Here is a 16,983-nt window from a genome sequence, read left to right as displayed (position 1 = left end):
AAATAAGGCAATCATGCTGTTTTTTTATGTAGACTGTTTTGTAGCTGACCGCAAAGGCACTCGCGATATTCGCGAAATCAATGTTCTGGATCAGGTTTAAATCGTTTTGCGGGTCGATGCCATTCTGCTTCAGGACGAATTCGCCGACCATTTGCGGCATACCTCCTTTACGCTGACCAAGGAAAGTGGACCCCTTTAGCTGATCCCATTCAAAGTTCTCGGCTTTTTCACGGGAAACAAGAAATGTTCCATCTGTCTGGGTTAATTGAGCAAAGTTAATGACGGGGTCATCCGAACCTTGTGCATGAACATAGATGGAGGTTTCTGAACCGACCAGGGCGACATCTGCACCACCCGATAGCAAGGTGGTCATTGTCTTATCTCCACCCCATGTAGTGGTCAGTTCAATGTCGAGCCCCTCTTCTTTGAAGAATCCTTTTTCGATCGCGACATATTCAGGAGCATAGAAAATCGAGCGGGTCACTTCTGCTACACGAACTTTCTGTACGACTTCTTCTTTTTCTCCACATGCTGTCAATCCGATTGACAACATGCTTATGAGCAACACGGCAAAGCCACTGCGAAGCCATTTTTTCATTCAATATTCCTCCTTTTAGCTTTGTGAAACTCGTTTATCGATAGAATGGGATGAGTGCATCTCTCTTTGCCTTGTTTATCTTTCCATATTAAAAGGGTAGGATGGTCATAAAGGCAGCGTCTTGTATCTTCTCTCTTGATGATGAGATTTGCTAAAATATCCTATGTAGAGTACAAAAAATGTGTGAATACCCAATGCACGGTTTGAAAGGAAGAGAATATGAAAAACGGAACGATCGTGAAGAAAACATTGTTTCCTTCACCTAATCCTCATGTGGAACTATATGAAATTACCTATCTATCCGGTGGCCTCCGGGTGAAGGGATTATTGGCTGAACCGGCAGGAGTTGGGAAGTATGACGGTTTTCTCTATTTGAGAGGCGGGATAAAAGGCGTCGGCATGGTCCGCCCTGCGAGAATCGCTCAATTTGCTTCTCACGGGTTCATTGTTTTTGCTCCTTATTATCGAGGCAATCTTGGAGGAGAGGGAAATGAAGATTTTGCTGGGGATGATCGTGAAGACGCCATTTCGGGTGTTGAATTACTTAAACACTATCACAGGGTGGTCCATGACCGGATCCATGTGTTTGGTTTTTCCCGTGGTGGGGTCATGGCGCTGATGACAGGCATCGAGCAGAGGGATGTCACCTCCGTTGTTACATGGGGAGGCGTATCGGATATGTTCTTGACATATGACGAACGGAAGGATCTCAGGAGAATGATGAAACGAGTCATAGGGGGAAGTCCCAATAAAGTTCCGGAACGATACGAATGGCGTACCCCATTATACGAATTAGAAAACCTTGAAGCTCCCGTATTGATCATTCACGGTGAAAAGGATCAGAACGTTTCAGTGGAGCATGCATATAGATTAGAAAAAAGACTGAAAGAGTTGGAGAAATCTGTTGCGTCCCGATACTTCAAAGAGTTTACGCATTATTTTCCACCACGAAAGAATCAACAAATTGTCTCCATGCTATGCACATGGATGAAAAATCAATAGACAGTGGTTATGATTAAATAAAAAAGGATCGAGGTCAAGCGAAATGGGCATGGGCTTGGAATTAAACACGATGATTGTGACAAAAGGAAAAGAAGTGAGGAAAGAAGAGAACCTGTTCGAGCTTCAAAAGGATGGATATCGCCTTTATCCTATGCACATTCCGATAGATGTAAGAAAAACGAAGCACAGTGATCCCAGTGGTTACGGCAGAATCGAAAAGATGGAGTGGACGGATAAAAAAACGACGATCCTGTATCGGTTGATTTCCTTGAATTCCACGAACTAAATAAAGAAGGGCTGTAAACATCTGCTTACAGCCCTTCTTTTATTTGATTTCCTCATATAGAATATAGCGATTATCCTCAGTCTGGGCGATCAAATAGTTACTGTGATCTTTCACGCTATAGATGGGTGTCCCTTTTTTCAGTGTATTTGCCGTGAAATCATTTACGGGGTGATATTGACTATCAATCTTTTCTTTAATAGCCCCGAGTTTTTCATCCAGGACCAGCTTCTTCTCCTCAGAGACCTTCACATATTCTTTATTGTTCACCACCATCATATCCCCGTATCCGCATAATTCATAGGATGCAGGTTCCTTATCTCCACATGCACTTAATAAAAATACGCATAATATCAAAACAACCAATCGCTTCATGTTTTTCCTCCTTATCATTTCTTCACATACTCAAAAGGTATTCAAGCTTGTACGCCAACATGTTTGTTTTTTATCCAAAACTTCATCAACTTTGAAATGGATAAAGTGGTATAATGTTCCTTAAGTGAATAAACCCACGCAGAAATTAGGTGCTGATCTTTAGCATAAAGGGAATTCGGTGTGAATCCGAAGCTGTTTCCGCAACTGTAAGTGCTGACGAAATAAGAAGATAACCACTATTTGATCATTCAGATGGGAAGGTTCTTAGAGTAGGCTGACGCACGAGCCAGGATACCTGCCTTTTTTCCATCGTATTATGCTCTTCGGAAGTTAAGGGGATGGTGCGGCTTTTTAGCATCTCTTTTTCATATGGATGACAACTGCCGGCCAATATTCTTGGGTGGTTTTTTTGTGTTTATTTATCCTCCCGGAAGATACGATAGGTGCTTCACAAACATCATTCAGAAAGGAGGAACTTACATATGGCTAAGGATTTCCGATACTTATGTTATCCCTATATGCGTGAATCTGTTTCAACGGTAGATTTTGAGATCCGGACCGATTCATTGTCGACTAAAATCGGACTCGCGTCATCATTGACGGAGCACTTACCGAAAGTGCATGACGATTTACTGTATTTAGCTGAGATGGCGTACCATCTCAACGGCTCGGTGCGGGGAATGACGGCCATCCAGGAAGAGGACTTGAATAAATTGAGCCAAATGTACGATCGTTATGTGTTGGAAGTAGAGGAACGTATCCAAACCTTTGTCCTTCCACAGGGCTCGACAGCTGCATGCGTGCTTCATACCTGCCGCAGTGAAGCAAAAAAGTCCGTCCGTGCCTTACATAAAGTCAGTACTGAGATGAAAGTGGAGAACATTTTATTTAAATATGCCCATTTACTGGCAAATGTTCTGTTTGTTATGGCCGTTTATGTGAATAAATGTGAAGGGATTGAAGAAATTCCTTTTGTGAGTAAATCGTATAGAGACAAAAAATAGAGAAGCGGGGAAGATGAAATATGAAAAAGTCATGGTTAAACAGTTTACTATTATCAACCATCCTGGTTGTTTTCGCAGGGTGCAGCAATGGGGGAGAAGTAACATCCACAAAGGAAGTCAAGCATGAAGATGAGCCTTATACTGTGACAGATGACAGGGGAGAAGAGATTAGCTTTGAGAAAGTGCCGGAAACCGTTATTTCCTTACAGCCGAGTAACACAGAGATTCTCTTTGCCATAGGAGCAGGAGATAAGGTAATCGGGGCAACTGAATTCGACAACTATCCTGAAGAAGCGAAGGAGATTAAAAGAGTGTCGGATTCCATGACGGTCAATGCTGAAGAGGTCATTGCACTAAAGCCTGAAGTTGTCATTGCTTATACCACTGGAGATGATGCCGGAGTGAAGCAGCTTGAAGAGGCGGGATTAAACGTATTCGTCATTCAATCTGCCCAAACCTTTGAAGATGTTTATGGGGATATTGAACAAATTTCAACGGTAATGGGAGAAGAAAAGAAGGGGAACGAATTGGTGGATGGCATCAAGAAACAGATTTCAGTTGTGAAAGAAAAAGTGAGCACGCTAAAGGAAAAAGAACAAGTATATTTTGAAATCAGTCCCTCCCCTGATATTTATACAGCAGGAGCAGAAACGTTTCAGCAGGAAATACTGGAAACGGCCGGGGTGGAGAATATTTTTGTAGACCAAAAAGGCTGGGTGAAAGTAGGCGAAGAAGAAATCATTAAACGGAATCCCAATATGATCTTGACGACAGTGGGGTATGTCGACGAGCCGACAGCTGAAATCAAGTCCCGGGAAAGCTGGAAGGATGTAAATGCAGTGAAAAATGATCAGGTTCATTTCCTGGATTCAGACATTATGTCAAGACCGGGACCGCGTATCGGTGAAGCTGTTGAGCTAACAGCTGAAACGGTGTATCCGGAATTGTTTTCTGAATAGAGTAGGATGTTCGTTTGGAGAAGACAGTGATTTGAATGGGGAATCATTGTCTTTTTCATCTAAAGCTCTACCCTCTTCAGGCCATTATGATAAAGTATACGTAACATCATTACGTTAGGAGAATTCAACATGAGCAAACTGGAAGTCATAGTCTTGAATGAGGAGGATGCCAAAGTTGCAGAAGCATCCGGAGCAGATCGACTTGAATTGGTGTCTGCCATACATGAGGGAGGATTAACTCCTGATTTTCATGTGATAGAAAAAGTATTAAAGACTGTTTCGATTCCTGTTCAGATTATGATCCGATTACATAGTACATCTTTCTCGTATCAGTCTGATGAATTGCATACCATGGCCGAACAAGTTAGGACTATAGTTGAACTGGGAGGCTGTGGCATCGTTTTTGGCGCATTATCACATGGAGGTAAGCTTGATTCCCACGCTTTAAAAGAGATCGTACAAAGTGCGAAGGGTCAATCGATTACTTTTCACCGCGCTATCGACCAGTCAGATGATCCAGTAGCCTTATGTAAAGGAATATTCCACTCAGGCTTAAACGTTGATCGAATTCTCACATCAGGCGGAAAATCTGAAGTGAGTAAGGGATTGGATACGATTGGTGAAATGAGGGAAATTGAGAAAATTGGTGGTCCCATTATCATGCCGGGTTCAGGTATAACTGTGGAAAATATAGGCGGAATACACAGCAAGCTAAAAGCAAGAGAATATCATGTAGGATCCGGTGTCCGGCATAATGGGAGCTATGACTTAGGGATAGACTCTGAAAAGGTAATGGAAATCAAACATGTAATCATATCCTAACTTGATTTGTTACTATACTACTATTTGAAAAAAGAATGAATTATGGTAAAAATAGTATGTAATACAATAGAATACTATCAATATTTCTACTAGGGGAGTCCGATACATTGCTTGGACTGAGAGAAGAACGCATAAGTTCTTTGACCCTTTGAACCTGATCTGGATGATACCAGCGTAGGGAAGTAGTACGGAAGCGTTTATTTGTATTTTGAGGCGCTTACTACTTTTTGACATTTCGGGTTCTGACTATTCAGGACCCTTTTTTGTGTCTTCATTTCCTTCTTATGGTAAAGGGGGATGCCTGACGCAGTAACTTCTAAGATCCAATCAAAAGGAGGAGAAGTTAAGTGGCAATCGAATTAAAATCCCAATTTGAAAACAGTAAAAAAGTATATGTCGGAGGGTCAAGGCCAGACATACATGTACCGATGAGAGAAATTGAACTGAGTAGGACGAATCTTACCTTGGGCGTGGAAGAGAATGAACCGGTTCGTGTATACGATACAAGCGGACCTTATACTGATGAGCGTTACCAAGTCGATATTAATAAAGGATTACCTTCCGTTCGCACAGAGTGGATCCAGGAACGTCAGGATGTCACGGCTTACCCGGGACGTGAAATCGAACCGGAAGATAACGGCTATAAAGGAGACGGTCCTCGTACAAACGTAGAGTCGTTCCCTCCTATCAAACGTACCCCGATGCGGGCAAAAATGGGTCGCAATGTGACACAAATGCACTATGCGAAAAAAGGGATCATTACACCGGAAATGGAGTTCATCGCTATCCGGGAAAATGTTGATCCTTCATTTGTAAGAGAAGAAGTAGCAAGTGGCAGGGCCATCATTCCTGCTAATATCAATCATCCTGAATGTGAACCGATGATCATCGGTCGCCACTTTCATGTGAAAATAAACGCGAATATCGGAAACTCTGCCGTATCATCTTCCGTTGAAGAAGAAGTGGAGAAAATGACGTGGGCAACTCGTTGGGGTGCCGATACCATAATGGACTTATCAACAGGTAAGAACATTCATACAACAAGGGAGTGGGTCATTCGGAACTCCCCTGTCCCTGTTGGTACGGTACCGATCTATCAAGCACTTGAAAAAGTAAATGGAATTGCTGAGAATCTTACATGGGATGTGTACAGGGATACATTGATTGAACAGGCGGAGCAGGGTGTCGACTATTTCACCATCCATGCAGGTGTATTATTGCGGTATATTCATCTGACGGCTGATCGTACAACAGGCATTGTTTCCCGTGGAGGTTCAATCATGGCACAATGGTGTCTTGCCCATCATAAAGAGAACTTTCTTTATTCACATTTTGAAGATATATGTAAGATTTTAAAAGCCTATGATATCTCCGTTTCCTTAGGAGATGGTTTAAGGCCCGGATCAATTGCGGATGCGAATGATGAAGCACAGTTTGCCGAGCTTGAAACATTAGGCGAGCTAACCCAAATTGCTTGGAAGCATGATGTACAGGTGATGATTGAAGGCCCTGGTCATGTACCGATGCACATGATTAAAGAGAATGTCGATAAGCAAATGGAAATCTGTCATGAAGCTCCTTTTTATACCCTGGGGCCATTAACGACAGATATTGCACCCGGGTATGATCACATTACTTCCGCCATCGGGGCTGCCATGATCGGTTGGTTTGGAACAGCCATGCTGTGCTATGTAACACCGAAAGAGCATCTGGGATTACCGAATAAAGATGATGTGAGAGAGGGTGTCATTGCTTATAAAATAGCAGCACATGCAGCGGATTTAGCGAAAGGGCATCCAGGGGCACAAGTAAGAGATAATGCCGTTTCTAAGGCTCGATTTGAATTTAGATGGAATGACCAATTTAATTTATCCCTGGACCCGGAACGTGCAAGGGAGTATCATGATGAAACACTTCCTGCAGAAGGGGCAAAAACGGCCCATTTTTGTTCCATGTGCGGACCGAAATTTTGTTCAATGAGAATATCACATGATATAAGGGGTATGAAGGAGAAAAGCTTTGATGAAGCTCAAATGGAAATAGAAAAAGGATTGGAAGAAAAATCGAAGGAGTTTGTGGAAAATGGATCAAACATCTATCGATGAACCTCTTTGTCATGTACTCAAATTGAAGAATGATATCGTAAAGCTCAATCAGAGAGTCATCCAACTCGAAAAAGAAGTGAAGAGCATTCAGGAAAACTGCAGGCATGTCTTCTATGAAACTGATGTAACCAGATCTTGCATCAAATGTCATTATGTAGAAAGTACCTATTATTAGAAAAGTGTAAGCTATTGATTAAATTTCTTTTGACAGCTTTTATGTACCGTGCTACGATTAGTACAAATTTCGGAATAGTAAATAAATATGTGTAACTCTTATTGAGAGAGGTGGAGGGACTGGCCCTGTGAAACCCGGCAACCATTCAACAGATGTGTTGAAAAGGTGCTAATTCCTGCAAAGCAAATGGCTTTGGAAAATAAGAGAGGATTTTCATAAACATGAAGCCCTCTCTATCTCAAGAGAGGGCTTTTCGTTTTTATGAAAGAAAAATTAAATAGACAAATGCAATAGGTGCTGAGTCATGCTCAGCTAAAAGGGAAGACCGGTGAAAATCCGGCACGGTCCCGCCACTGTGATGGGGAGCGACTTATCATTCAACCACTATTTCTGTTGAAATGGGAAGGGATAAGAAGCTGTGAACCTAAGTCAGGAGACCTGCCTGTTGTATGCGCTTATGCTCTACGTGGATATAGAGAGGGGTGAGGAATGCGTGTTGAGAAAACCAGTTTGTCTCGACTCTAGTTAGATATACGTATGAATCTCTCTTTCCATTTGAAAGGGAGATTTTTTAGTTGATGACAATCCTATCAGAATAAGGAGTGAGGAATGAATGAGTAAGGTGATCAGTTCGAATTTAGGATATCCAAGGATCGGTGAAAAGCGTGAATGGAAAAAGACGCTGGAACAATTTTGGGCAGGGAAGATTGAAAAGGATTCCTTTTTAGAACAAATGGAGGAAATTCGAGTCAACCATTTGAAGAAGCAATTAGATCAGGGGATTGATCTGGTTCCGGTTGGAGATTTCAGCTTATATGATCATGTGCTTGATACAGCCGTCATGTTCGGCTTGGTTCCCGAGAGGTTTCATTATAGTGGGGGTAAGGTTTCTCTTGAAACGTATTTCGAAATGGCCAGAGGCGCGAAGGACGCGGTGGCATTAGAAATGACAAAATGGTTTAACACCAACTATCACTATCTCGTGCCTGAACTTGATGGGCTCGTACCCCGGTTGGTGGAAAATCGTCCTCTTCATTTCTTTAGAGAGGCAAAAGAAAAAACAGGGGTAAAAGGGAAACCGGTTATCTTAGGTCCTTTCACTTTTGTTAAATTGTCTAAGGGGTATGAAACCGGTGATTATAGAACCCTTGTTGATCGATTTGTCCCCCTTTATGCTGAGGTATTGCGTGAATTACAGGAAGAGGGTGTAGAGTGGGTACAAATGGATGAACCGATTTTGTGTACCTCCATCAGGGATGAAGAGATGGATCAATTCAAAGAAGTCTATCAAATTCTTAAGGAGTCCTGCCCCGGGTTAAAGATCATCCTTCAAACCTATTATGATAGTTTGGAAAGGTACCAGCAGGTGTTAACACTCCCGGTAGATGGCATAGGGATGGATTTTGTGCATGATCGTAATGATAATCTGGCGGCGCTGAAAAAATTCGGATTCCCTAAGGATAAAATCTTGGCAGCAGGCATTCTTGATGGCAGGAATATTTGGAGAAGCAATCTTGCTGATACCCATTCACGTCTATCGGTCATTGCAGGCTATGTTCCGAGTGAGCGCTTGATCATACAGCCATCATGCAGTTTACTACATGTACCTGTAACCTTGCAGAATGAAGAAACACTTGAGGCACCTCTCATTGACGCGCTATCATTTGCTGATGAGAAATTGCATGAAATCACTATTTTAACAAAAGGCATTTGTTACGGAGCCGAAACAATAGAAGATGATATCGCTCAAAGTGTAACGGCGATTAAGAATTTAAACGAATCCCCGTTGCGTAAGAATAGACATGTGCAGGAAGAGGTTGAAGAATTGCATCCCAATAATGTCGGGAGAAGGGATTCTTTCCATATTCGTAAACTGGAACAGGCCAAGTACTTTTCATTACCTTTTCTACCAACCACTACAATCGGCAGTTTTCCTCAAACCCCGGAAGTGAGAAGGCAGAGGATGAAGTGGAGGAAGGGAGAACTTTCTAATGGGGAGTATCAACGATATATTCATGCAGAAATCAAACGCTGGATTGAAATTCAGGAACAAATCGGCCTTGATGTGTTTGTACATGGTGAATTCGAACGGACGGATATGGTTGAATTCTTTGGTGAGAAATTAGAAGGTTTCCAATTTACGAAGTATGGCTGGGTACAATCATACGGTTCCAGATGTGTGAAGCCACCGCTCATATATGGTGATGTGAATTTTAAAGAACCTATGACCGTTAGAGAAACCGTATATGCTCAATCATTAACGGATAAACCGGTTAAAGGGATGTTAACGGGTCCTATCACGATTCTAAACTGGTCATTTGTTCGGAACGATGTTTCACGTTATGAAGTAGCTAATCAAATCGCGCTGTCTCTCCAAAAAGAGATAGAAGAATTAGAAGCCAATGGGATTCGCATGATACAAGTCGATGAACCGGCACTTAGGGAAGGGCTTCCTTTAAAGCGTGAAAATTGGGAGGAGTATCTTAAGGCTGCCGTATATGCTTTCAAATTGGCCACTTCATCTGTACAGAACCAAACCCAGGTCCATACTCATATGTGCTATTCGGATTTTGAAGATATTATAGATGCCATCAGTGATCTGGATGCTGATGTGATTTCGATTGAAACATCAAGAAGTCATGGGGAATTGATCCATGTGTTTGAAGACAATACGTATGACAAAGGGATTGGTCTGGGGGTATATGACATACACAGTCCCCGGGTGCCGAAGCGTGCAGAATTAATCCGTAATATACATCGGGCTCTTGAAGTGCTGGATCCCCATTTATTCTGGGTCAATCCGGATTGTGGTTTGAAAACACGTGGAATCGATGAGACTGTCTTAGCGCTTAAAACCATGGTGGAAGCGGCGGAACAAGTGCGTGAAGAGATGCTCATGAAAAAGGAAGGTTAATTGACAATATGATCGGGTGCAGCTGATTACGTTCCACCTTTTCAAAACGCAGGGCGCAGTTTTAAGAAATTGCGTCCTGCTCATAAGGAGAGAAAAGAAAATGCCATACATAGCCATAGGAAGAATCATTCAAGTATTTAATGAACTTCACCCAAATCGCACCATCCTTTACTTGGTGAGTGAAAAGGGGATTGATGAGTTCCCTCAAGGGAGGGTTTCATTAAAAACAGCTTTAGAATGGCAGGCAAAAGAAAAAATCTGCAATGTCTATGCCCTCAGTTAAAGGAAAGGAGAAAAAATAAGCTTCCCAAAATCCTTTGAATTGTGTTAACTTAATGTTATACATAGTTTACATACACAAGGGGGATTTGAAAGTGAACGGAGAAAAACTAAGGGTGATCATTCACTGTGCCATTTTTGCTGCGATTACGGGGATTTTCGCTCAAATCGAAATTCCACTGCCACTCGTTCCAATCAGTGGGCAAACATTAGCAGTAGGAATTACAGCGACGATTCTTGGAAGCCGATATGGGGCGTTCGCCATGGTATGCTATGCAGCCCTGGGAGCAGTAGGTGTTCCTGTGTTTGCAGGATTCAGCGGAGGTGCACAGGTACTGGTCGGGCCTACGGGAGGCTATATATTCGGCTTTATCGCAGCGGCTTTCTTTACAGGCTTCATTCTTGAGAAAACCAAATTTACCATTCCAATGGCGATGATTGCCAATACAGTTGGAATGATCATTACATTGATCCTGGGTACCATTCAACTGAAATTTGTAGCCGATCTTAGCTGGAATCAGGCAATGGCAGCAGGTGTATATCCATTTATCGTAGTTGGACTTATCAAAGCATTCCTGGCAAGCTGGATTGGAATCACTGTAAGACAACGATTGGTTCAGGCGAGGTTAATTGGGAATCGGAAAGTAGCAGCATAATGAAAAAGTTGACTCTTTGTTGGGAGTCAACTTTTTTATGCCTAAAATTTATACATTGACCAATAGCCAATATCCTTGAATCCGATTCGCTTATAGATTTTTCCTGCTTCAGGATTATCATAGAATAAGCACAGTTCTTTTCCTTCTTCTAATACATCACGACATAGCTTCGACATACAATCGGTCGCATATCCTTTTTTCTTATACCCGGGATGTGTGCAGACAGCGACAATCATCGCAGACATACTGTTTTCGGCGGTTGTTTCCCCTCTGTAAATAATCATTAGAAATATTTAGTAAAGTGTTATTTCAGGGAAAATTCGATTATTGTGGATGCAAATGACCCATTTGTATAAATTCAGATGAACTAACAGAAGTTAAGAATAGGTAAAAAAATTTCAGGTGAAATATCATGTGTAGTTTTATATTCATCCAAATAGGGAATCTTAGCATCAAACACAGTTACTAGGAGGGAAACTCATGCTTTGGACCATTATTGGAATTCTTTTAGTCCTTTGGTTACTCGGATTAATTTTTAAAATCGGGGGAGCCATCATCCATGTATTACTTGTTATTGCCATTGTTGTCTTTTTATTTAACAGAATCACTGGCCGTAAAAAAGGATTATAACGATACAAAAGGTCCGTCCCTCAGAATAGAGGGACGGACCTTTTGTTATCTATACTATTTAACGGCCGGGCCGCCTTTAAGTTCGATTTCAGACGGTACATTTGAGAATTTCTTGAAGTTTTCGTTGAATTTGTGGGCAAGTTCTCTTGCCTTCACTTCATAGGCTGCTTCATTGGACCAGGTTCTCTTTGGTTGAAGCACTTCGTCAGGAACACCAGGAACGTGCACAGGGATGTTCAGACCAAAGATGTCGTCCGTTTCAGTTTCAACGTGAGTCAGTTCCCCTTCAAGAGCTGCTTGAATCATAGCACGGGTGTAAGATAACTTCATGCGGTTACCAACACCGTATTCTCCACCTGTCCAACCAGTGTTCACTAAGAATACTTGTGCATTGTGCTCATCGATTTTCTTCCCAAGCATCTCTGCATAACGAGTTGCAGGGAGTGGCAGGAATGGTGAGCCAAAGCATGTCGAGAATGTGGCTTGTGGAGAAGTGATTCCGCGCTCAGTACCTGCAAGCTTCGATGTGTATCCGCTCAAGAAGTGGTACATTGCTTGTTCTTTCGTCAGTTTGCTGATTGGAGGTAATACCCCGAATGCATCTGCGGTTAAGAATACAATGGTATTTGGATGTCCTGCAACACTTGGTTCAACGATGTTATCCATCGCTTGAAGAGGGTACGCAGCACGAGTATTTTCTGTCAAAGTGTTATCCTCATAATCAGCGATGCGTGAATTGTCATCGAGAACCACATTTTCAAGGACAGAACCGAAACGGATCGCATCAAAGATTTGCGGCTCCTTTTCACGTGTCAGACCAATACATTTAGCGTAGCAGCCGCCTTCGATATTGAATACACCGTTCGGAGACCATCCGTGCTCGTCATCACCGATTAAACGACGGTTTGAATCTGCAGACAATGTCGTTTTTCCTGTACCGGATAAACCGAAGAACAATGCCACATCTCCTTCACGTCCGACATTTGAAGAACAGTGCATGGAAAGGATATCGGATTCTGGAAGCACGTAGTTCATGACAGAGAAGATCGATTTCTTCATTTCACCTGCATACTCCGTTCCGCCAATTAAGACAATTCTTCTTTCAAATGATACAATGATAAATGTTTCAGAGTGAGTTCCGTCTTCTGCTGGATCTGCCTTGAAGTTCGGGGCAGACACGACGGTGAATTCAGATTGATGACCCTTAAGCTCTTCTCCAGTAGGGCGAATGAATAATTGGTGAGCGAAAAGATTATGCCAAGCGAATTCGTTGATCACTTGAATCGGTAGTCTATGTTTAGGGTCAGCACCTGCAAACCCTTTGAATGAAAATACTTCTTCTTTTTCTTTTAAGTAATCTAATACTTTTGTATATAGTTTATCGAATGATTCTGAAGAGATTGGTTGATTCACAGAACCCCACTCAATCTTATCCTTCGTGGATGGTTCTTCTACAATGAATTTATCCTTAGGAGAGCGTCCTGTGTATTTACCAGTTTCTGCTCTGACTGCACCTGATGATGTTAAAACGCCTTCATTTCGTTGAAGGACTTTTTCAACTAGTTGGGAAACAGATAATTGTTCCTGAATATTTTGACCGTTAAGTAATTCTGTTAATTCATTAGACATGCTCACTGAATTCATTAGAACCCTTCCTTTATATAAATTTAATGATCTCGTTTGCTTCACAAAATTAGTATAACACAATTGAACCATTAGTCTATACTATTTATTCAATTTTATAATGTGTCTTCATATTGTCACATTTTTCGTCCAAATATAGCTTGTACCTTCTTATATATATGAAAAAAATATCATAATGTTTAGCCTCATTGCCTAATTGGGTTATTTTAAGAAGTTAAGTTGGGTTGGAATCATGAAAATAGTAAGCATGAATGGTTAAACATGTCACTTGAAAAAAAGTTGACACCTCTAGTACTAAACGTTATTATTGTTCCTTGAACGGATACTCTTATCCTGAGCTGGTGGAGGGAGCAGACCCTATGAAACCCAGCAACCTGCTAAATAGAGAATGGATCTTATTCTTTTGAAACGATCCGATTAAGCGAAGGTGCTAAACTGAGGCAAGGTCTGAGAACCTTGAACGATAAGAGAGAAAAGGCGCGGCTATGATCTGAAACCTTTCCTCTGATGCTTTAACGATGAGGAAGGGTTTTTTCTGTTTATAGTGGATCAAATGCACATAATGCATGATTTTTTTATAAAAAAACCATGTTTACTTCATACTACTTAGGGAATGAGTACCGTATCTGTTTAATGTTTTGTTAGATCAAAGTCTAACAATTATGCTTAAGGAGGAACCTTGATGTCAACTAAACGTCGTCTGTTTACATCTGAGTCCGTAACCGAAGGACATCCAGATAAAATTTGTGACCAAATCTCTGATTCAATTCTTGATGCAATTCTTACTAATGATCCGAATGCTCGTGTAGCATGTGAAACGTCTGTTACGACGGGTCTTGTTCTTGTTGCGGGTGAAATTACCACGAGTACGTATGTCGATATTCCAAAAATCGTTCGTGAAACGATCCGTGAAATTGGCTACACTCGTGCGAAATATGGCTTTGATGCCGAGACATGTGCTGTATTAACATCCATCGATGAGCAATCTGCTGATATCGCTCAAGGTGTAGATCAGGCACTTGAAGCTCGTGAAGGTCAAATGACGGATGAAGAAATCGATGCAATCGGTGCAGGTGACCAGGGGCTAATGTTTGGTTTCGCTTGTAATGAAACGAAAGAGCTTATGCCTCTTCCGATTTCCCTTGCCCACAAAATTTCCCGACGTCTGACTGAAGTTCGTAAAGAAGAAATCCTTCCTTACTTGCGTCCGGATGGAAAAACTCAAGTAACCGTTGAATATGATGAAAACGATAAGCCGGTTCGTATCGACACGATCGTTATCTCGACTCAGCATCACCCTGAAGTGACGCTTGAGCAAATCCAACGTAACTTAAAAGAATACGTCATCGATCCAGTTGTACCGAAAGAACTGATCGATGGAGAGACTAAATACTTCATCAACCCGACTGGTCGTTTCGTTATCGGTGGACCTCAAGGTGATGCAGGATTAACAGGACGCAAGATCATCGTTGACACATATGGCGGATACGCTCGTCACGGTGGCGGTGCATTCTCTGGTAAGGATGCAACGAAAGTGGACCGTTCTGCAGCTTATGCAGCACGTTATGTAGCGAAGAACATTGTGGCAGCAGGACTTGCTGAAAAATGTGAAGTTCAATTAGCGTATGCGATCGGTGTCGCTCAACCGGTATCCATCTCAGTTGATACATTTGGGACAGGTAAAGTATCAGAAGACGTACTAATCGACGTTGTTCGTAACAACTTTGATCTGCGTCCTGCAGGAATCATCAAAATGCTGGACCTTCGTCGTCCGATCTACAAGCAGACAGCTGCTTACGGACACTTTGGCCGTAACGATATTGATCTTCCTTGGGAGCGTACAAACAAAGCGGAAGCATTAAAAGCGGAAGCGTTGAGCGAATAAGGAAAGATAGTGATAGAAGAGACCAACACTTATCAGGGTGTTGGTCTTTTTTACGCTATGGTACGACGGTGGTGAGGTTTGTAGTGCCGAATGGCAGATATATCGTGATTTTGACAGGTGAAACTTATTTTTGGCAGATACAATTTGAAAATGGCAGATAAATCCGAAATGGGGACCCGCCTGCAAGAAAATATTCCATGAGTATTCTCAGGAAGGTTGGGGTATCCCAAGTATAGGATATTAAAATGGTTTGATGCTTTTATAATATTGTCCTTTTTCTGCGTATTCTCTGGAAATTCGCTTCATCTCGCTAATATCATGTTCATTTAACTCTCTCACTACTTTTGCCGGACGACCGAATGCCAGTGTGTTGGGAGGAATGACTTTCCCTTGTGGAACAAGGCTTCCTGCCCCAATAAATGCTCCTTCACCGATTTCAGCATTATCGAGAATGATCGACCCCATGCCGATCAAAGCTTTTTTTCGGATTTTGCAGCTATGTAGAATCACTCCATGGCCTACGGTTACTTCATCTTCAAGAATAAGAGGGTTATTTGGACTCTGATGAAGAATGGAATTATCCTGTATATTTACTTTATTACCGATTTTCGTTGGAGCTACGTCCCCTCTGATGACGGTGTTAAACCAGATGCTGGACTCTTCACCGACCTCCACATCCCCGGAGATGGTGACATAATCGGCAATGTATGCCGAGTGAGCAATGATTGGTTTTTTATCATAATATGGATAGAGCATTTTTTACTACCCCTTTCAAGAATATTTACTATAATAATGGTAGCAGAATTCATTCACATAGAGAACTATTAAGGAGGAATTGCCATGTGGAAATGGGAAACAGATCAAGAAGCAAAGGCAGTCATCGTCATCGTTCATGGAGCTATGGAGCATCATGGCCGGTACGGGTGGCTCATTGAAATGTGGCGTGCATCTGGCTACCATGTCATCATGGGGGATTTACCGGGTCAGGGGATGACTTCAAGAAGTAAAAGAGGACATATCGATTCGTTCGATGAATATATAGTGGAAGTGAAAGATTGGGTACAGGCGGCGTATCAATTTGAATTGCCTGTATTTCTGATTGGTCATAGTATGGGTGGGCTTGTTGCGGTCCGTATGCTTCAGGAATCCCATGTGAACCTGGCAGGGGTGATATTGTCCTCACCTTGTTTAGGCTTGGTCACGACCCCGTCAAAACCGATCGAGCTCTTGTCCCACGGTTTAAATAAGATCGCTCCCATGGTGAAGTTCCCATCAGGATTAACGATCGATATGGCAACGAGAAATGCAGATGTACGTGAAATTGACAGCAACGATTCACTCTATATCACCAAGGTGTCTGTCCGCTGGTACAGGGAGCTAGCCCAAGCGATAAAGCTCGCATTTGTAAACCTGGAAAAAATGCCTGACGTCCCTCTGCTCGTGCTGCAGGCGGGTGACGACAAAATTGTTGATAAAAAAGCAGTGAAAAAATGGTTCAACGAACTGTCTTTATCTGAAATGCATTACAAAGAATGGCCGAAATGCTATCATGAAATCTATAATGAGCCTGAAAGAGAAGATATCTTTGAATACTCCAAAATTTTCATTGAAAGTCGTTTGAAAGCGCTAGGATACATTTTGTAAAAGAGGTG

General features: G+C 42.0%; 16 protein-coding genes, 2 pseudogenes and 5 riboswitches. Of the genes and pseudogenes, 13 read left to right on the top strand and 5 right to left on the bottom strand.

The annotated features are described in order from the left end of the window. Nucleotides 1–49: 49 nt before the first annotated feature. Nucleotides 50–598: pseudogene (locus ACQKFO_RS20090) on the bottom strand (ABC transporter substrate-binding protein); the annotation flags it as partial. Nucleotides 599–817: 219 nt separating this feature from the next. Here ACQKFO_RS20090 and ACQKFO_RS20085 point away from each other — a divergent pair. Further along, nucleotides 818–1,600 (top strand): alpha/beta hydrolase family protein, encoded by a 783-nt coding sequence (locus ACQKFO_RS20085; protein WP_427600572.1) that lies wholly within the window; start codon nt 818–820, stop codon nt 1,598–1,600. Nucleotides 1,601–1,643: 43 nt separating this feature from the next. Next, the gene (locus ACQKFO_RS20080; RefSeq protein ID WP_427600571.1) at nt 1,644–1,886 is read left to right on the top strand and encodes a DUF2584 domain-containing protein; all 243 of its coding nucleotides are present in this window, start codon (nt 1,644–1,646) and stop codon (nt 1,884–1,886) included. 39 nt (nt 1,887–1,925) lie between these two features. On the opposite strand, the gene ACQKFO_RS20075 is transcribed toward ACQKFO_RS20080, so the two are convergent. Further along, nucleotides 1,926–2,258: a hypothetical protein gene (locus tag ACQKFO_RS20075; protein ID WP_427600570.1), complete on the bottom strand. Its 333-nt coding sequence runs from the start codon at nt 2,256–2,258 to the stop codon at nt 1,926–1,928. A gap of 130 nt (nt 2,259–2,388) precedes the next feature. Next, a riboswitch (cobalamin riboswitch) is annotated at nt 2,389–2,575 on the top strand. A 165-nt stretch (nt 2,576–2,740) separates the two neighbouring features. Here ACQKFO_RS20075 and ACQKFO_RS20070 point away from each other — a divergent pair. The 8 genes from ACQKFO_RS20070 (at nt 2,741) to ACQKFO_RS20035 (ending at nt 11,172) form a co-directional block, all read left to right on the top strand. Further along, on the top strand, nt 2,741–3,262 hold the full coding sequence (locus ACQKFO_RS20070; protein WP_427600569.1) for a hypothetical protein: 522 nt from the start codon (nt 2,741–2,743) through the stop codon (nt 3,260–3,262). Nucleotides 3,263–3,282: 20 nt separating this feature from the next. Next, nucleotides 3,283–4,221 carry an ABC transporter substrate-binding protein gene (locus ACQKFO_RS20065; protein WP_427600568.1) on the top strand — a complete coding sequence of 313 codons (939 nt, stop codon included), beginning with the start codon at nt 3,283–3,285 and terminating at the stop codon, nt 4,219–4,221. Nucleotides 4,222–4,350: 129 nt separating this feature from the next. After that, entirely contained in the window at nt 4,351–5,043 is a 693-nt protein-coding gene (locus ACQKFO_RS20060) for a copper homeostasis protein CutC (protein WP_427600567.1), read from the top strand. Nucleotides 5,044–5,124: 81 nt separating this feature from the next. Beyond that, nucleotides 5,125–5,241, top strand: a riboswitch (TPP riboswitch). A 149-nt stretch (nt 5,242–5,390) separates the two neighbouring features. Beyond that, nucleotides 5,391–7,148 carry a phosphomethylpyrimidine synthase ThiC gene (gene thiC, locus ACQKFO_RS20055; protein ID WP_427600566.1) on the top strand — a complete coding sequence of 586 codons (1,758 nt, stop codon included), beginning with the start codon at nt 5,391–5,393 and terminating at the stop codon, nt 7,146–7,148. Further along, nucleotides 7,126–7,323: a hypothetical protein gene (locus ACQKFO_RS20050; RefSeq protein WP_427600565.1), complete on the top strand. Its 198-nt coding sequence runs from the start codon at nt 7,126–7,128 to the stop codon at nt 7,321–7,323. The genes thiC and ACQKFO_RS20050 overlap by 23 nt, the downstream gene beginning before the upstream one ends. A gap of 95 nt (nt 7,324–7,418) precedes the next feature. Beyond that, a riboswitch (SAM riboswitch) is annotated at nt 7,419–7,529 on the top strand. Nucleotides 7,530–7,598: 69 nt separating this feature from the next. Next, nucleotides 7,599–7,783: riboswitch (cobalamin riboswitch) on the top strand. 153 nt (nt 7,784–7,936) lie between these two features. Beyond that, on the top strand, nt 7,937–10,237 hold the full coding sequence (gene metE, locus ACQKFO_RS20045; RefSeq protein WP_427600564.1) for a 5-methyltetrahydropteroyltriglutamate--homocysteine S-methyltransferase: 2,301 nt from the start codon (nt 7,937–7,939) through the stop codon (nt 10,235–10,237). A gap of 100 nt (nt 10,238–10,337) precedes the next feature. Next, on the top strand, nt 10,338–10,520 hold the full coding sequence (locus tag ACQKFO_RS20040) for a hypothetical protein (protein ID WP_427600563.1): 183 nt from the start codon (nt 10,338–10,340) through the stop codon (nt 10,518–10,520). 85 nt (nt 10,521–10,605) lie between these two features. Further along, complete coding sequence (locus ACQKFO_RS20035) at nt 10,606–11,172, top strand: biotin transporter BioY (protein WP_427600562.1); 567 nt, start codon at nt 10,606–10,608, stop codon at nt 11,170–11,172. Between the two features lie 41 nt (nt 11,173–11,213). Here ACQKFO_RS20035 and ACQKFO_RS20030 read toward each other — a convergent pair. Continuing rightward, nucleotides 11,214–11,435: pseudogene (locus ACQKFO_RS20030) on the bottom strand (GNAT family N-acetyltransferase); the annotation flags it as partial. Nucleotides 11,436–11,652: 217 nt separating this feature from the next. Between ACQKFO_RS20030 and ACQKFO_RS20025 the strand changes: the two are divergent. Beyond that, complete coding sequence (locus ACQKFO_RS20025; protein WP_113969836.1) at nt 11,653–11,802, top strand: lmo0937 family membrane protein; 150 nt, start codon at nt 11,653–11,655, stop codon at nt 11,800–11,802. Between the two features lie 54 nt (nt 11,803–11,856). On the opposite strand, the gene pckA is transcribed toward ACQKFO_RS20025, so the two are convergent. Further along, nucleotides 11,857–13,446 carry a phosphoenolpyruvate carboxykinase (ATP) gene (gene pckA / locus ACQKFO_RS20020; RefSeq protein WP_427600561.1) on the bottom strand — a complete coding sequence of 530 codons (1,590 nt, stop codon included), beginning with the start codon at nt 13,444–13,446 and terminating at the stop codon, nt 11,857–11,859. A gap of 325 nt (nt 13,447–13,771) precedes the next feature. Then, a riboswitch (SAM riboswitch) is annotated at nt 13,772–13,916 on the top strand. Nucleotides 13,917–14,128: 212 nt separating this feature from the next. On the opposite strand from pckA, the gene metK reads away from it, so the two are divergent. Further along, nucleotides 14,129–15,331: a methionine adenosyltransferase gene (gene metK / locus ACQKFO_RS20015; protein WP_427600560.1), complete on the top strand. Its 1,203-nt coding sequence runs from the start codon at nt 14,129–14,131 to the stop codon at nt 15,329–15,331. Nucleotides 15,332–15,571: 240 nt separating this feature from the next. On the opposite strand, the gene ACQKFO_RS20010 is transcribed toward metK, so the two are convergent. Further along, nucleotides 15,572–16,087: a gamma carbonic anhydrase family protein gene (locus ACQKFO_RS20010; RefSeq protein WP_397554468.1), complete on the bottom strand. Its 516-nt coding sequence runs from the start codon at nt 16,085–16,087 to the stop codon at nt 15,572–15,574. A gap of 84 nt (nt 16,088–16,171) precedes the next feature. Here ACQKFO_RS20010 and ACQKFO_RS20005 point away from each other — a divergent pair, with 84 nt between their 5' ends. Then, nucleotides 16,172–16,975 carry a lysophospholipase gene (locus tag ACQKFO_RS20005; RefSeq protein ID WP_427600559.1) on the top strand — a complete coding sequence of 268 codons (804 nt, stop codon included), beginning with the start codon at nt 16,172–16,174 and terminating at the stop codon, nt 16,973–16,975. Nucleotides 16,976–16,983: the final 8 nt, after the last annotated feature.

Origin of the sequence: Rossellomorea sp. NPDC071047 (assembly GCF_050270195.1) — a bacterium.
In the GTDB taxonomy this organism is placed as follows: domain Bacteria; phylum Bacillota; class Bacilli; order Bacillales; family Bacillaceae_B; genus Rossellomorea.
The sequence above is the reverse complement of the archived record's forward strand: the minus strand, read 5'-3'. Positions and strand labels throughout refer to the sequence as shown.

Excerpts from the sequence above, each read along its gene's own strand:
- ACQKFO_RS20085 (WP_427600572.1), top strand. The coding sequence starts at position 818 with ATGAAAAACGGAACGATCGTGAAGAAAACATTGTTTCCTTCACCTAAT.
- ACQKFO_RS20080 (WP_427600571.1), top strand. The coding sequence starts at position 1,644 with ATGGGCATGGGCTTGGAATTAAACACGATGATTGTGACAAAAGGAAAA.
- ACQKFO_RS20075 (WP_427600570.1), bottom strand. The coding sequence starts at position 2,258 with ATGAAGCGATTGGTTGTTTTGATATTATGCGTATTTTTATTAAGTGCA.
- ACQKFO_RS20070 (WP_427600569.1), top strand. The coding sequence starts at position 2,741 with ATGGCTAAGGATTTCCGATACTTATGTTATCCCTATATGCGTGAATCT.
- ACQKFO_RS20065 (WP_427600568.1), top strand. The coding sequence starts at position 3,283 with ATGAAAAAGTCATGGTTAAACAGTTTACTATTATCAACCATCCTGGTT.
- ACQKFO_RS20060 (WP_427600567.1), top strand. The coding sequence starts at position 4,351 with ATGAGCAAACTGGAAGTCATAGTCTTGAATGAGGAGGATGCCAAAGTT.
- ACQKFO_RS20050 (WP_427600565.1), top strand. The coding sequence starts at position 7,126 with ATGGATCAAACATCTATCGATGAACCTCTTTGTCATGTACTCAAATTG.
- metE (WP_427600564.1), top strand. The coding sequence starts at position 7,937 with ATGAGTAAGGTGATCAGTTCGAATTTAGGATATCCAAGGATCGGTGAA.
- ACQKFO_RS20040 (WP_427600563.1), top strand. The coding sequence starts at position 10,338 with ATGCCATACATAGCCATAGGAAGAATCATTCAAGTATTTAATGAACTT.
- ACQKFO_RS20025 (WP_113969836.1), top strand. The coding sequence starts at position 11,653 with ATGCTTTGGACCATTATTGGAATTCTTTTAGTCCTTTGGTTACTCGGA.
- pckA (WP_427600561.1), bottom strand. The coding sequence starts at position 13,446 with ATGAATTCAGTGAGCATGTCTAATGAATTAACAGAATTACTTAACGGT.
- metK (WP_427600560.1), top strand. The coding sequence starts at position 14,129 with ATGTCAACTAAACGTCGTCTGTTTACATCTGAGTCCGTAACCGAAGGA.
- ACQKFO_RS20010 (WP_397554468.1), bottom strand. The coding sequence starts at position 16,087 with ATGCTCTATCCATATTATGATAAAAAACCAATCATTGCTCACTCGGCA.
- ACQKFO_RS20005 (WP_427600559.1), top strand. The coding sequence starts at position 16,172 with ATGTGGAAATGGGAAACAGATCAAGAAGCAAAGGCAGTCATCGTCATC.